Here is a 13,464-nt window from a genome sequence, read left to right as displayed (position 1 = left end):
GGCCGCGATCAGGCCAAATTCTTATGAACACTGAGCCTCATGCCGTTTCAGCGATGGATAAGAGATGGATTATTTCCGCAAACCGCCATTCGGTCGGGTCTCATAAATGGGTTCCATGTTTAACTATCTAGCGCCGTGGCGACAACAGATACCGATACTGGCTGGCAACCGTAAAAGACGCGCTCGGCTGACATTTGCCGAAGGCGAATTCGCTGCGGTCTACGCGATGAGCGATGTTCACGGATGTTATAAAGAACTCGTCGAGGCACATCGCCGCATCGAGGAGGATGCCGCCCGCATTCCGGGGCCGAAACTCATCGTCATGCTCGGCGATTATGTCGATCGCGGGCCGGATTCGAGCGCGGTGTTGGAGTTCCTGAGCAAGACCCCGCCGCCGGGGTTTCAACGTTTCGTCCTGTGCGGCAATCATGACGCGGAGCTGGTGAAGCTCTATCGCAAACCGGCGCGCATTCTCGAATGGCTCGGCTTTGCCGGAACGGAGACGCTGCACTCTTACGGTATCGATATCGAGCATCTGCTGCAGTCGGCGGCTGGAAGCGAAACAATCGCCCGCGTCATTCGCAACATGATACCCGAGCGGCATATCCAATTTCTGGAATCGCTGCCGGTCATGCTGCGGATGGGAAGGATCCTCTTTGTTCATGCGGGCATCCAGCCGGGCGTCGAGCTCAAGAGGCAGAAAGACAGCGACCTTATGTGGATCCGTCAGCCCTTTCTGGATGAAGGGCCGCAGCTTCCTGTCCTGGTGATTCATGGGCACACCCCGGCGCGAATCCCGACATTCGGTCCGCAGCGCATCGGTATCGACACCGCAGTTTCGGCGACGGGCCGGCTGACCGTGCTGACGATAAAGGGGACGCGGGTCGGAATTCTTTAAATCGGCGAGCATGGTGTCGTCCGAAAACGCCTACAATTTTCGGCGTCATGCTCAAAACCAAACGCCGCGGATTATGCTCCGCGGCGTCAGGACGATCAGATGTTCAGGAGGCTATCTCAGGCGCCGGTCGCTTCCTGATAAAAGTTGGTGCCGATGCCGGTATAGGTAAAGCCGTGTTTGCGAACCTCGTCGCTGCGGTAGATATTGCGCAGATCGACCAGGATCGGAGCGCGCATCGACTGCTTCAGGCGATTGAAATCGAGCGCGCGGAACTGGTTCCATTCGGTGACGATGACAAGCGCATCCGCACCAGCGGCCGCTTCATAGGGACCGCTCGCATATTCGATGTTCTCGATCACCTTGCGGGCGTTTTCCATGCCCTCGGGATCGTAGCCGACCACTTGCGCGCCGTTGTCCTGCAGGGTCTGGATGACTGCGATCGCCGGGCTGTCGCGCATATCGTCGGTGTTCGGCTTGAAGGTCAGGCCGAGGATCGCGATCTTCTTGCCGCGAATGTCTCCACCGACGGCCGAAATGACTTTGCGTCCCATCGCCCGCTTGCGGTTGTCATTGATCGAGATCGTCGTCTCGATGAGACGCATCGGCGCGTCGTAATCCTGCGCCGTCTTGGCAAGGGCAAGCGTATCCTTGGGGAAGCACGAACCGCCGTAACCCGGGCCGGCATGCAGGAACTTGGAGCCGATACGGCCGTCGAGACCGATTCCGCGCGAAACGTCCTGGACGTTAGCGTCGACCCGTTCGCAGAGATCGGCAATCTCGTTGATGAAGGTGATCTTCATCGCGAGAAAGGCATTGGCCGCATATTTGATCAGTTCCGAGGTGCGGCGGGTGGTGAAGACCAAGGGGGCCTGGTTGAGATAGAGCGGGCGGTAGACCTCGGTCATGGTTTCGCGAGCCCGGTCGTCGTTCAGGCCGACGACGATACGGTCGGGACGCTTGAAGTCTTCGATCGCCGCACCTTCACGCAGGAATTCCGGATTGGAAACGACGGCGACATCCGCCGCAGGATTGGTTTCGCGCATGATGCGCTCGACCTCGTCTCCGGTGCCGACCGGCACCGTCGACTTGGTGACGATAACGGTGAAGCCTTCCACATAGGTGGCAATCTCGCGTGCCGCGGCGTAGACATAGGAAAGGTCTGCGTGGCCGTCGCCGCGCCTGGACGGCGTGCCGACTGCGATGAACACGACATCGGCGCTGCGGACGCTTTCGCCGACATCCGTCGAAAACGATAGCCGGCCGGTGCTGGTATTTTCCGCGACCAATTGCTCCAGGCCCGGCTCGTAGATCGGAATGCGGCCTTCGCGAAGGGCTTCGATCTTACTCAGATCCTTGTCCACGCAGATGACGTCGTGGCCGAAATCCGCAAAGCAAACGCCTGAAACGAGGCCGACATAGCCTGATCCAATCATCGTGATGCGCATATTTCCCTCAAATCATTAGAGTAGAACGTCATGCTGCGTCGCAGCATGACGTTCGTCATAGTTAATCTGGACGAAAAGACAATACCGAAGATCGCCTGAAACCCACATCGGAAATCGAACTCCGGGCACCGCAACTTGCCGCGCGCTGCCCCGTCGACAGCCCAAACATAGGTTTGTGTGGGCGATATGACAAGTCGAGCGGCTCGTCAGAGCAGGCTCGACTTCAATCCGGAAACAGGATCAATCAGTCTATGTCGCTGTCTCGGCTGTTATAGCCGGTACCAGACATAGGGGTCTGTTCCCGATTGGATCTTGTCCCAGCGCAGATCGGTATCGCGCCAGTTCTTGATGCTGCTTTTCCTGTTGTCGAGCACGAGATCGCCCTTGTCGGTTCTGACGACGAGGACCGCGTGTCCTTCACCGGAGGGCGTATATGCCGTCGCGATCCGCAAAGCGCGCGACGACCAGCCCATCGCGATCAGCCGGCTGCGTTTGGTCAATGCGAAATCTTCGCAGTCGCCGCTGCGCACATTCACCTTCCAGACGTCGCCATTCAGTTCGTTGCGGGGGTCGTTCCGGCCGATCATCGTACGATTGACGGCGGTGTTGACGTCCTTCAGTTGCAGCATTTGCTTGTCAGTCATCGCAACGACCGCCAAACCATTGTTATCGCGGCATTCAGTCGGGTTCTGGGCGCAGAACAGCACCTGGGCGAAAGGTGGAATGATCGTGCCTTTTTCAGAGATATAACTGACCGCCGAACTACCGGTCAGACCGCGGGCAAAACTTGCGGGACCGGCGGCAAATGCCGAGCATGCATTGCCTGCTGTAAAGGCCAGTGCCAGAAGTGTAACGACTGTTTTCTTCATCTCTTAAATCCCCGTTACGGGCAACCGATTGAGATCAGGCTTGCCTTTTGTCTCAGTCAATGGCATGGCGACTTAGTGATCTGCCAAGTATTGGCTGCAGAACGTCTGTCCCGTTCCTGCTGCTTCAAGGAGCATAGCCAGGGCTTGTCTCGATTGATTTAAACGTTTCGCGACAATTTTAAATGATGTGGAATTCTGTTGCACTTTAACACGCAGGCGCTTGATATGCAACTTATGTTAGTACGGGAATATTGACCGTACTGGTTGTAGGCCCCTCATTCCCGCTGCTGCCGGTGAGCGAATTCAAATGTTATCCAACCTCATCAACAGGCAGATCATGCGGGAGGTGATCCTCGTTGTCTTCATTTGCCTGGTGATATTGACTTTTATTCCGTTCGGAAGCGTCACGCCCTTTCCCTTCGCCTTCGCTGCAATCGGAATGTTTGTGCTGGCGATTATTTCCGCGCTGTTGTTCGGGGAGCCGAGGCAGACCAGATCGGTTTTCAGCATCGCTTTGTTTCTACTCGTCGTGCTGACAGGCTGGACGTTCATCCAGACCATCGAACTGCCTTCCAATTGGTTGGCCAATCCTGCCTGGAGTGCTGCGCGTGATCTGGCAGGTGTCCAGTACGCAGCGATCTCGGTCGAACCGGCCGACACGCTTGCGTCGATCCTGTGGATCGCCCTGCCTTTCGTCACATTTCTGACCGGGCTGCTCTTATGCGATACCGATCAGCGCGCGCGGAAAGTGCTGACGGGGCTCGGGCTTACGGCGGGCATTGTCGCTGTTTTCGGCCTTCTGCAGTTTTTGCTGTTTCCCAACATCCTGATTGTCGTGGAGAAACGCGCCTACCTCGACAGCCTGACTGCGGTCTTCGTCAACCGCAATACCGCCGCGACCTTCCTCGGGCTTGGAACGCTGCTGATGCTGACCCTGGTCAGGGACATAGCTCGTTCCTATTCAAACTATCCGCCGGGCGAACCGGGCCGAAACGCGCTTCTCTTGAGATCGTGGATCTATATCCTGCTCTTGTGCGCATGCTTCACCGCGCTGATGCTAAGCCGCTCGCGCGCCGGGATATTTGCGACCTTTGTTGCCGCTCTCATCTATTTTCCATGGCTTGTCCTCAATTGGAACGGCTCGAGGCGTCATCTGAGACCGGCGCCAAGATGGCGTTCGTTGCTGATACTCCTCTCGGCGATTGGTTTCGTCGTACTGCTGCTGACGGTGTTTGCGGGCCAGGCGATATTGCGCGCGCAAGAGCGGCGACTCGAGGATGATGATCGGTTTTGCATTCTGCCTGGCATATGGCGTGCCATTTCGGATCATTGGTTGACAGGAACGGGGCTCGGAACTTTCCGGACCGTGTTTTCCGCCTACCGCGATCCGGCCTGCGGAATTTTCGGAGTCTTCGACCGCGCGCATAATTTCTATCTCGAAGGATTTCTAGGCCTCGGAATATTGTTCCCGATTGCGACGGTCTTTGCCTTCTCGGTGCTTGCCAGAGTGTTCCTGCGCGGGTTCGCCCAAAGACGGCGTCTCAGGCACTATGTGCTTCTTGGCCTGGCGGCGACCGTTTTGGTCGCCCTTCATGCGGCGGTCGATTTTTCGCTGCAGATACCGGGTTTTGCGGTGTTTTACTCCGCCTTCCTGAGTGCTGTTGTCGCGATATGTCTGGGACGCAGCAACGGAGAGGCGGACATGGCATATGAGCGGCCGTTAACCACGTAAAGTTTAAATGGATGGATTTTAATAAGATTTTCGGAAAAGATCGATTGTGCAGGTGCGAACGGTTGACTCTGAAACCCCAGAAATTTTATAGCGGGTGCAGCCTTCGGATTGTTGCGACGCAAAAAGTCGGACCGAAGTCGTTTTTCGCTTCCTAAGGGGCTCGGCGTTGCCAGCCTGCCACAGTTAGGGGAATGTTAATCGGCTTTAAGTGTTATTGATCGGGGATTGTCTTGTATTTTGTCAGATTGCGGGGCAGTAGCTTCAGGGGCGTAAACGCAGGGTATTCTATGGGTTGTTCTCGTATCGGTAGTACACGCGTCGCCATTGTTGTAGCGCTAACGACTATATTGGCAAGCTGCACCTCGTTGCCAAGATCCGGTCCCGATCACAAAGACGTTGATCGAGATGCGGCGGTCAAAGTGACAACCAAGGAACGTCGCGTCGGTATTGACTACGCCCTGGTTGATCTCAGCAAGAACGTCCTGTCGTATTTTACCGCTCCCCAGCCGACATCGTTCAAAGGGTTTGGTGGAGGTCGAGGCGGGGCGCCTGAAATTCCGCTCGGTTACGGCGACGTCGTCCAGGTCGCCATCTTCGAAGCTCAGTCGGGCGGCCTCTTCATTCCGTCCGATGCAGGTAGCCGACCCGGCAATTACATTTCGCTGCCGGAGCAGACCATCGATAGAAACGGAACGATCACAATTCCCTATGCGGGTCGGGTTCCGGCTGCCGGTCGCCTGAAGGAGACCGTGGAGCAGGACGTCGAGGATCGCCTGGCGAGCCGCGCGATCGAACCGCAGGTGGTTATCACGACAACGACAAGCCGCTCCAGTCAGGTTGCTGTGCTCGGTGATGTCAACAATCCCCAGCGCGTCGAGATCAGCCCGGCCGGTGAGCGTGTTCTCGATATCATTTCCGCCGCGGGCGGTTTGACGACCAACAATATCGAAACGAATGTGACGCTGCAGCGCCGCGGCAAGACGGCAACCGTCGCCTACACTACGCTGTTGAAGAACCCGGCCGAAAATATCTATGTTGCGCCGGATGATACGATCTCGATCGATCATGAGCGCCGCACCTATCTTGCGCTCGGTGCCGCAGGCGTCAGCGGTCGCTTCGATTTCGAAGAGTCCAACCTGACCCTTGGAGAGGCAATCGCCAAGGCGGGCGGCCTACGCGACGACCGCGCCGACCCGGCTCAGGTCCTGCTCTATCGTCTTGTCCCGAAGAAAACGGTTCAAGCGATGCATGTGGACACGACGAGATTTTCTGGTGAAATGGTTCCGGTGATCATTCGTGCGAATATGCGCGACCCGGCAACCCTGTTTGCTGTTCAGCAATTCAAGATGGAAGACAAGGATATTATCTATATTTCCAATTCGGACTCTGTCGAACTGGTCAAGTTCCTTGACATCGTGAACTCGGTATCATCCACTGTTTCCGGAGTAGCCGACGATGCGAACGATACCAGTAACGCGGTACAGGATCTTGGAAATTGATTGAAATAGGCGGGCTGTCATCGATCGCGAGTGATCAATGACGGCGGCCTATATAGCGGATTTGATGAAGGGCGTGGTTATGGCAAGGTCTGGTGTTTATCGTAAGCTTGCATATAGCGGAATTGCCGTCGCGATGTTTACCGGCATGAATTCAAGCGCTTTTGCGGCAGCTTGCGTGAGGCTTTCAAATCTGACTTCCGTCGATATCAGTGGATTTACGGCCAACCCAGCCGTTCTGCTTGATATCTCCGATCCGCTGGTTTTGTCATCGAGCGTCCGAGCGCTGGTTGGGAGCAGCAATGACGCGCTGTCGCCGGTAATCGAGCAGGCCAAGAAAGCCGATGCCGCACAGATGGCTGCTATCGGTTCCGGTCTTGGACGGGCCGCAAACAGCTGCCAGGTAACGGATCCGCTATTCAAGCTGGCCATCGAAAAAGCCGTCGCCGAGGCGGCGAGCGCCGATCCGAATCTTGCACCGCTCCTTGCCGCCTTTGCGAAGGTTCTCGCCGAAGGCGGAACCGCGGCGCTCGGCCCGGGTGGAAGTTCTGCAGCCGCCGCATCCGGCATCGGCAACAATGGATCGATTGGCCGGACGGGGCCGGGAGCGGACGACGGTACGCCGTTTGACGGCAGCGAGACAACTGCCGGTACGCTGAAGGTTTCGAATGCTGGGGCAGGGCAGTCGTCTGACTCGGCGGAATCGACTAGTGTTAGTATCCCGGTCATATAATAGCTGGAATTGCCCTTAGATCTTAGCGCTTGACGCATTTGTTGGAGATCGAAATTGCTATCGCCAGATAAACTTACGCCGCGTATCGACCCCTCCCGCGATACCGGAAATGATGCTGATTTCATCGATTTCGACAAGCTCATCGCAATCGCCCGCCGACAGTGGCGGATGGTTGCGGCGTGCGGTTTCGCCTTTGCCATTCTCGGCATTGTGTATGTGTTGACTTCGGTGCCTGTCTACACCGCCGACACCAGCGTGCTGATCGACCGCAGCGATAGTCAGGTGATCAATCAGCTGGCGGCTTTCGGCCAGATGGACGATGACGAAGGTACTGTCCTCAGTCAGGTCGAGCTTTTGAAGTCCGACACCATCGCCTATGCTGTTGTCGATAAACTGAAACTCGTCGACAATCCGGTGTTCACGGCACCGAAAAGCTCGCTTTTTTCTGTTTCAACGTTGAAATCCTTCGTGAATTTTCGGTCATGGTTTGCCGATGACGCAGCCGTCGCACCCGATCCGGAAAGGAAACGGCGAAGCGCTGCGGAGACCGTCGCGGGCAACATCGACGTCGAACGCGTCGGTCGCTCCTATGTACTCGATGTCAGCTATACCGCGCAGTCGCCCGATCTGGCGCGTGATATCGCGGCTGCGATCGCCGACGTCTATCTCGTCGACAAGCTCAATTCGAAATACGAGGCGACACGCCGGGCCGGCCAGTGGCTGCAGGAGCGTATCGAAGAGCTCCGGCAGCAGGCGCTGGACACCGACCTTGCGGTTCAGAAATTCCGCGGCGAGCATGGGCTTGTCGAGGCCGGATCCGGTACGCTGATCAGCGAGCAGCAGCTTTCCGAGATCAATACCCAATTGATCAATGCGCAGGCCGAGACGGCGAAGGCCGAGGCAAGATATGCGCGCGTCAAGTCGATCATCGACGCCAAGCAGACCGATGCGATCGTCACGGATGTGCTCGATAGCTCCATTTCGAACGACCTGCGCAAGAAATATCTGGAGGCTTCCAAGCTCGAGACCGAAATTGAGGCGCGGCTCGGTCCCGATCACGTCCAGGCGGTTCGGCTTCGTGCGGAAATGGAAGAATATAAAAGGCTCATGTTCGATGAGTTGAACCGCATCGCCGAGAGCTACCAGAGCGAGCTGCAGGTCGCAAAGTCGCGGGAAAATTCTTTGCGCGACAGTGTCACGCAGGCGACGGGCGTTGCCGCAACGGCTGGCGAAACGCAGGTGCAGCTTCGCGAGCTCGAGCGTACGCGCGATACCTATAAGAATCTTTATCAGAGCTTCTTGACGCGCTACCAGGAAGCAATTCAGCAGCAGAGCTTTCCGATTACCGCTGCGCGCATCATCACGACGGCGGAGACGCCGACGAAGCCGAGCGCTCCGAAGAGAGCTCTCGTGGTTGCTTTCGCTATGTTCGTGGGATGTGCATTTGGAAGTGGTATAGCTGCCTTCCGCGAATTCCGGGATCGGTTCTTCCGCACCGGCGATGATGTTCGGGACGTGCTCGATGTCGAGTCTCTCGGTGTCATGCCGCTGATTGAAAACAACGTCGACGATTCGACGCTCGTTGATCCCAGCAATCCGCGAAGCATCGCCAGGGGTGGAAAGACGACGACCTATGTCGAGGAGCATCCGCTCTCGGCATTTGCCGAGACGCTTCGAAGCGCCAAGATTGCCATCGACCTCAGTGCTGCCGATCAGCGCTGTAAGGTCATCGGTGTCGTGTCGAGCTTGCCCGGCGAGGGGAAGTCGACGACATCCATCAATTTTGCCAAGCTCCTGGCAATGCAGGGTGCGCGTTGCCTGCTTATCGATGGCGATATGCGCAATCCCGGCGCCACCCGGGCGATCGGCCGCCATGCCGAGGCCGGCTTGCTCGAGGCGATCGTCGACAGCCGTCCGCTCAAGGATCTGATCCTTCTCGATCCAAAAACAAAGCTCGCATTTTTGCCGACGGTGGCAAGATATCGTGTTCCGCATTCGTCGGAGCTACTCGCGTCACGCGGGATGGATCAGCTTCTTGAAACGGCGCGTCAAAGCTTCGACTATATTATCGTCGACCTGCCACCCCTAGCGCCGGTTGTGGATGCGCGCGCTATCAATTCGAAGCTCGATGCGGTGGTTTTCGTTATCGAGTGGGGAAAAACATCGCGCAAGGTCGTGCAGTCGACCCTGCTGTCCGAGCCGGAACTCTATGCGAAATGCGTCGGTACTATCTTGACCAAGGTCGACCCGTCGCAGATGAAACTCTACCGGACATTCGGTTCGAGCGAATATTATTATAAGCGTTATTCGCGATACTATACCGAAAGCTGATGTTCCGCAGTCAGTCCGTTTCGATTACCAGGATCGCCTTCGTTATCGTCACCGTCGTCTTGGTGGTGCTGGCCGGTCGAGAGCTCTACGCTTCGATAAGAACGGCCAGCATCTCGATCGTCGCCGAAAGGATCGAGCGTGGCGAGACCGTTGCGGATGATGTCGTGACCAAATATGCGTCGCGCAGTGTCGAGGTCGTTGACGGACACTATTGTCGATCCGACATCGTGGCTGCTGGCGTAACCCTCGTTCTGGCGCAACTCGATCGGCAGAATGTCAATGTCAATTACGACGGCTGGGCCGCTGCGGCCTCGAGTGCGCGCCAGTATCTGCGGCATGCGCTTTCGTGCATGCCGACGAACAGCAATTTTTGGCTTCGTCTTGCTGCGGTGCAATCGACCATTGCGGAAGAGCCGTCCTCGATCGCAGCAATGATGAAGCGTTCGGTTGCGCTTGCGCCGTACGACCAGGTGATGATCCTGACGCGATTTTATTTCTGGAACGATCTCACCGATGCAACACTCGCCGCGGCAGAGCGCGCGCTCGATAGCGATCTCATGACCATGCTGAAACGGGGCGATCGTTGCAGGGTCAATGCCACGATAAGAGAGATCAGCCCACAGCTCCGCCCGATCTTCGATCGCAGCTGGACAAACGTCGGAGAGGTCGCGACGGCGCGGTTCCGACAGCGCTGCAGCAAGTAATCATCGAGGCTGGTTCTTATAGAAAGTTCCAAGCTTTTGGCCGACAGGCTGAGCGGCTACGGCTCTTTCACTTGGCCGAATTCAATTTCCATAAAACAACGCCCGCAGTCTGCGCGGCGGGCGTTGCTTTTTGATTGGCTATTGATGATCAGACTTCTGCGTCCGCGCCAGTGATGTTGAGTGTCAGAATACCGGCGTCGGTGTGGCCTTCGCCGTCGGAGATCTTGTAGAACTGGATGGTCTCTGTGACCTGGTCCCCCGGAGCGATATCTGCTGTCAGATCATAGGTGAATGATCCATCCGCTTTTACATGGAACGTACCATACGTGCCGGCGACGTCGGTTGTTGCGCTCGGGTCGCCGTTTACGGTCGTGGTGCCGAATAGGCGGAGGAAGAGGTGGCCATTGTCGCCGGCAATGTCGTTGTCCAGGGCGTTGCCGCTGATGGCGTCGCCTTCGGTGAAGCTGTAGTTGTCGTCGACAGCGATCGGCTTTACCTGGCTTACGCCCTGAATATTCAGGGTGAATAGACCGACATCGGTGTGACCGGCACCATCAGAGATCTTGTACGAGACCTTCTCCTGGAGCAATTCACCATTGGTGAAGCCGACTTTAGCAGCGTCGCTCAGAACATAGGTATAGCTGCCGTCCGGCTTGACGAAGAAGGTGCCGTAATCGCCCTGGATCTCGGTGACCTGGCTGTTGCCTTGCTTGGAGCCAACGCCCTGCTGATCGAAGAAACGAAGGAACAAATTCCCATCGGATGTATCGTTCGCCAGCAGATTTCCGGAAATAGCGTCGGTTTCCAGGAATGTTGCACTATCATCTGTTGCATGGATAGCCATTACTGTCTCTCCTCGAATTGTTTCTTTGCTAGGTCAATTTTGACCTTTAGCGAGCTGGTCGATTAAGGATATCTTAATACAGAGAGTCAAGGGTGCAATTAACAGCAAGTGAACATTTTCGGGTGTATTGTGCAATAATGACACACCTGTAACACGCATAAGGCGATGAAACGTATGGTAATTATTACGTTAATAATAAGTGAAAATACGAAATGGCAGATTCGGATCTCTGTTTCTTCGGAGGAGAAGAATGTTTATTCAGGTGCAATTTATAAGAATACGCGGAGGTGCTTATGCGCAGATGAGATGTTGATATAATCAATACGGGCTACAGCTTGAAATCTCAATCTTGCTTCGGTTCCCGTGCCGGCGTCTGCTTTTCGACGAAGTAACTGATGTCCTGATTTTGTAACATTTGTTTGACAAGTAATGTTTATCTCAAAGCGCAATCGGCGTAAAATAATATGCGGTGCGTGGAGAATAATATTATTTACACTAGAGATATCGGGTAACATCGAACATAACTGTGCGACGCAATTTTTGTTGCAATGCAAGATATTCGAGAAACGAAGATGTTTTGTGGGAGCGTAAGAATTATCGCGAGATAGAACGCATTTTAGTGTTCCATTTTAGCAGGCAGAGAGAGGTCCGCGGGTAAAAGATTTTCCAGTATCTTTGGGAGATCACGGGCGTGACCGTATACTATGTAAATTCCGCAACAGGATCCAATCAGAACAGTGGAGTGAGCGAGCAGTCGGCTTTCGCGACACTTTCCGCTGTCGAATCCTTGAGGCTAAAGCCGGGAGACAGCGTGCTGCTTGCCGCCGGAAGCGTGTTTAACGAGCAATTCGACCTGAAATACTCCGGCACTGTCAGCTCTCCGATTACAATTGGCAGTTACGGCATTGGCGATGCGCCGGTTATTCACAGTAGCAATGACGGCATCCACGGCTCGAAGGCTTCAAACATCATCGTGGAGAACATCAAGATTGCTGGTACCGGCGGTGCGGCGATATATGCGGGAAATGTCTCCAACTGGACCGTCCGCAACGTCGAGGTCGAAAATACCGGCCTTGCCGGCAAGCCCGGTTCCGTCAATTTCCAGAGCAGCCAGAACATTACCATCGAGAACAGCAAGATTTCCGGGGTAAATGGAGACGGCATCTGGATGGATAAAGTGATTGGCGTTACCATCGTTAATAATCTGGTCATCAACAGCCAGGGCGCTGCGGCAGACGCCGTTCAGTTGAACGACAGCAGCAATATCCTGATCAAGGGTAACCACCTAGAGCAGACGGAGACCAATAGCGCAAAGGGCGTCCTGGTGCTTGTTCGGGCTGTAAATGCAGCAGTCGAGGACAACACCGTGATCGGCGGCGGTTTCGGGATAGGTGCCAACGCGGGCACGAATATCGCCATCCACGACAACGACATCTCGGGATACGGCGGCTATAGCTGGTCCTACGGTATCGGTCTTGGCGATCAGGGCAATGCGACAAATTACGATATCAGTGGAAACTATATTCATGACGGCGTCTGGGGCGTGTCGATCAGCGCTGCAGGTTACCCAAGTTATGCCCGCACCGATATCGATATATATGGTAATGTCTTTGACGACCTGTCGTCCTCGGCGCTGAAGGTGGACAGGCCTGCATCAGGCTCTTTCCATGAAAATATCATCGACAGCGCGGTGTCGACGTTGACGATGCCCGTCGCAATTGCCCTCCAGAGCAGCTTCTTGATCAACGACAATAAGACCCTGGAGCAAGCGCAGGCCGAACTCGACGCCACGAGTGGCGACACCCCGTCCAACAGTGAGACGCCCACCACGCCGGTTGTGGAGCCGCCTGTCGAACCGTCAACTCCGACGCAGACAAGCACTCCTCCGCCCGCGGACGAAGTGCAGGTTCCGACCGCACCCACCGTCGCCGTTCCCAGGATTGTCGCAGCCCATGACAGCCTGAAAATCTCCACGGATACGGGCGGTGCCTACCATGGCAACCTCCTCGAAAACGATAGCGCATTCAATGGAACCGTGCTGCTTCGTCGCTTCGGTGACAGTGCAGTGGATAAGTATGGCCTGACGCTGACCGGGAAATACGGCGTCATCCATGTGGAGAGCGATGGTGATTACACCTATACGGTCGATGCGGTGAAAATCGCCGGTCTCAGCGGAAAGGTCAGCGAATCCTTCCAATACAAGATTTCTGACGGCGCTTCTCACATCGATACCGACTCGCTCGGCGTGTATATCAATGTGGACGCGTTCCATAGCAGCCAAGCGTCGCACCTGCTGGTTTGAACACGCCAAAATAGAGAGCGCCGGCCCGGTGTTCAACACTTGAAAGCTTGTGATGAAGGAGGTGTCGGCGGTCGAAGGCGCGGATAAAAAAATAGTTCCGCCGTTCATAG

Annotated in this window: 10 protein-coding genes; 7 read left to right on the top strand and 3 right to left on the bottom strand. The window is 55.7% G+C overall.

The genetic code is table 11. The features are described from left to right. Positions 1-106: 106 nt before the first annotated feature. A complete protein-coding gene (locus BS630_RS22030) occupies positions 107-898 on the top strand; it encodes a metallophosphoesterase (protein ID WP_077979044.1) in 792 nt (263 codons plus the stop codon). A gap of 116 nt (positions 899-1,014) precedes the next feature. On the opposite strand, the gene BS630_RS22025 is transcribed toward BS630_RS22030, so the two are convergent. Beyond that, positions 1,015-2,343, bottom strand: coding sequence for a UDP-glucose dehydrogenase family protein (locus tag BS630_RS22025; RefSeq protein ID WP_077979043.1), 1,329 nt, complete (start codon positions 2,341-2,343; stop codon positions 1,015-1,017). A gap of 269 nt (positions 2,344-2,612) precedes the next feature. Then, on the bottom strand, positions 2,613-3,212 hold the full coding sequence (locus BS630_RS22020) for a transglutaminase-like cysteine peptidase (RefSeq protein ID WP_077979042.1): 600 nt from the start codon (positions 3,210-3,212) through the stop codon (positions 2,613-2,615). Between the two features lie 307 nt (positions 3,213-3,519). Between BS630_RS22020 and BS630_RS22015 the strand changes: the two genes are divergently transcribed. From BS630_RS22015 to BS630_RS21995, 5 genes are all read left to right on the top strand, one after another. Further along, positions 3,520-4,944 (top strand): O-antigen ligase family protein, encoded by a 1,425-nt coding sequence (locus BS630_RS22015; RefSeq protein WP_077979041.1) that lies wholly within the window; start codon positions 3,520-3,522, stop codon positions 4,942-4,944. A 287-nt stretch (positions 4,945-5,231) separates the two neighbouring features. Next, complete coding sequence (locus BS630_RS22010) at positions 5,232-6,443, top strand: polysaccharide biosynthesis/export family protein (RefSeq protein ID WP_077979040.1); 1,212 nt, start codon at positions 5,232-5,234, stop codon at positions 6,441-6,443. 79 nt (positions 6,444-6,522) lie between these two features. Further along, the gene (locus BS630_RS22005) at positions 6,523-7,173 is read left to right on the top strand and encodes a sugar transporter (protein WP_170268492.1); all 651 of its coding nucleotides are present in this window, start codon (positions 6,523-6,525) and stop codon (positions 7,171-7,173) included. 54 nt (positions 7,174-7,227) lie between these two features. Next, complete coding sequence (locus BS630_RS22000; protein WP_077979039.1) at positions 7,228-9,504, top strand: polysaccharide biosynthesis tyrosine autokinase; 2,277 nt, start codon at positions 7,228-7,230, stop codon at positions 9,502-9,504. Next, positions 9,504-10,208 carry a hypothetical protein gene (locus BS630_RS21995; protein ID WP_077979038.1) on the top strand — a complete coding sequence of 235 codons (705 nt, stop codon included), beginning with the start codon at positions 9,504-9,506 and terminating at the stop codon, positions 10,206-10,208. Before BS630_RS22000 ends, BS630_RS21995 begins: the two co-directional genes overlap by 1 nt. 148 nt (positions 10,209-10,356) lie before the next feature. Here the strand turns inward: BS630_RS21995 and rapA2 are convergent, their stop codons facing one another. Next, the gene (gene rapA2, locus BS630_RS21990; RefSeq protein WP_077979037.1) at positions 10,357-11,052 is read right to left on the bottom strand and encodes a calcium-binding lectin RapA2; all 696 of its coding nucleotides are present in this window, start codon (positions 11,050-11,052) and stop codon (positions 10,357-10,359) included. A 691-nt stretch (positions 11,053-11,743) separates the two neighbouring features. Between rapA2 and BS630_RS21985 the strand changes: the two genes are divergently transcribed. After that, the gene (locus tag BS630_RS21985; RefSeq protein ID WP_077979036.1) at positions 11,744-13,354 is read left to right on the top strand and encodes a right-handed parallel beta-helix repeat-containing protein; all 1,611 of its coding nucleotides are present in this window, start codon (positions 11,744-11,746) and stop codon (positions 13,352-13,354) included. Positions 13,355-13,464 lie beyond the last annotated feature (110 nt).

Origin of the sequence: Rhizobium laguerreae, assembly GCF_002008165.1 — a bacterium.
Taxonomy (GTDB): domain Bacteria; phylum Pseudomonadota; class Alphaproteobacteria; order Rhizobiales; family Rhizobiaceae; genus Rhizobium; species Rhizobium laguerreae.
Note: the sequence above shows the minus strand (reverse complement) of the source record. Positions and strands in the feature narration are given on the sequence as shown.

Excerpts from the sequence above, each read along its gene's own strand:
- BS630_RS22030 (WP_077979044.1), top strand. The coding sequence starts at position 107 with ATGGGTTCCATGTTTAACTATCTAGCGCCGTGGCGACAACAGATACCG.
- BS630_RS22025 (WP_077979043.1), bottom strand. The coding sequence starts at position 2,343 with ATGCGCATCACGATGATTGGATCAGGCTATGTCGGCCTCGTTTCAGGC.
- BS630_RS22020 (WP_077979042.1), bottom strand. The coding sequence starts at position 3,212 with ATGAAGAAAACAGTCGTTACACTTCTGGCACTGGCCTTTACAGCAGGC.
- BS630_RS22015 (WP_077979041.1), top strand. The coding sequence starts at position 3,520 with ATGTTATCCAACCTCATCAACAGGCAGATCATGCGGGAGGTGATCCTC.
- BS630_RS22010 (WP_077979040.1), top strand. The coding sequence starts at position 5,232 with ATGGGTTGTTCTCGTATCGGTAGTACACGCGTCGCCATTGTTGTAGCG.
- BS630_RS22005 (WP_170268492.1), top strand. The coding sequence starts at position 6,523 with ATGGCAAGGTCTGGTGTTTATCGTAAGCTTGCATATAGCGGAATTGCC.
- BS630_RS21995 (WP_077979038.1), top strand. The coding sequence starts at position 9,504 with ATGTTCCGCAGTCAGTCCGTTTCGATTACCAGGATCGCCTTCGTTATC.
- rapA2 (WP_077979037.1), bottom strand. The coding sequence starts at position 11,052 with ATGGCTATCCATGCAACAGATGATAGTGCAACATTCCTGGAAACCGAC.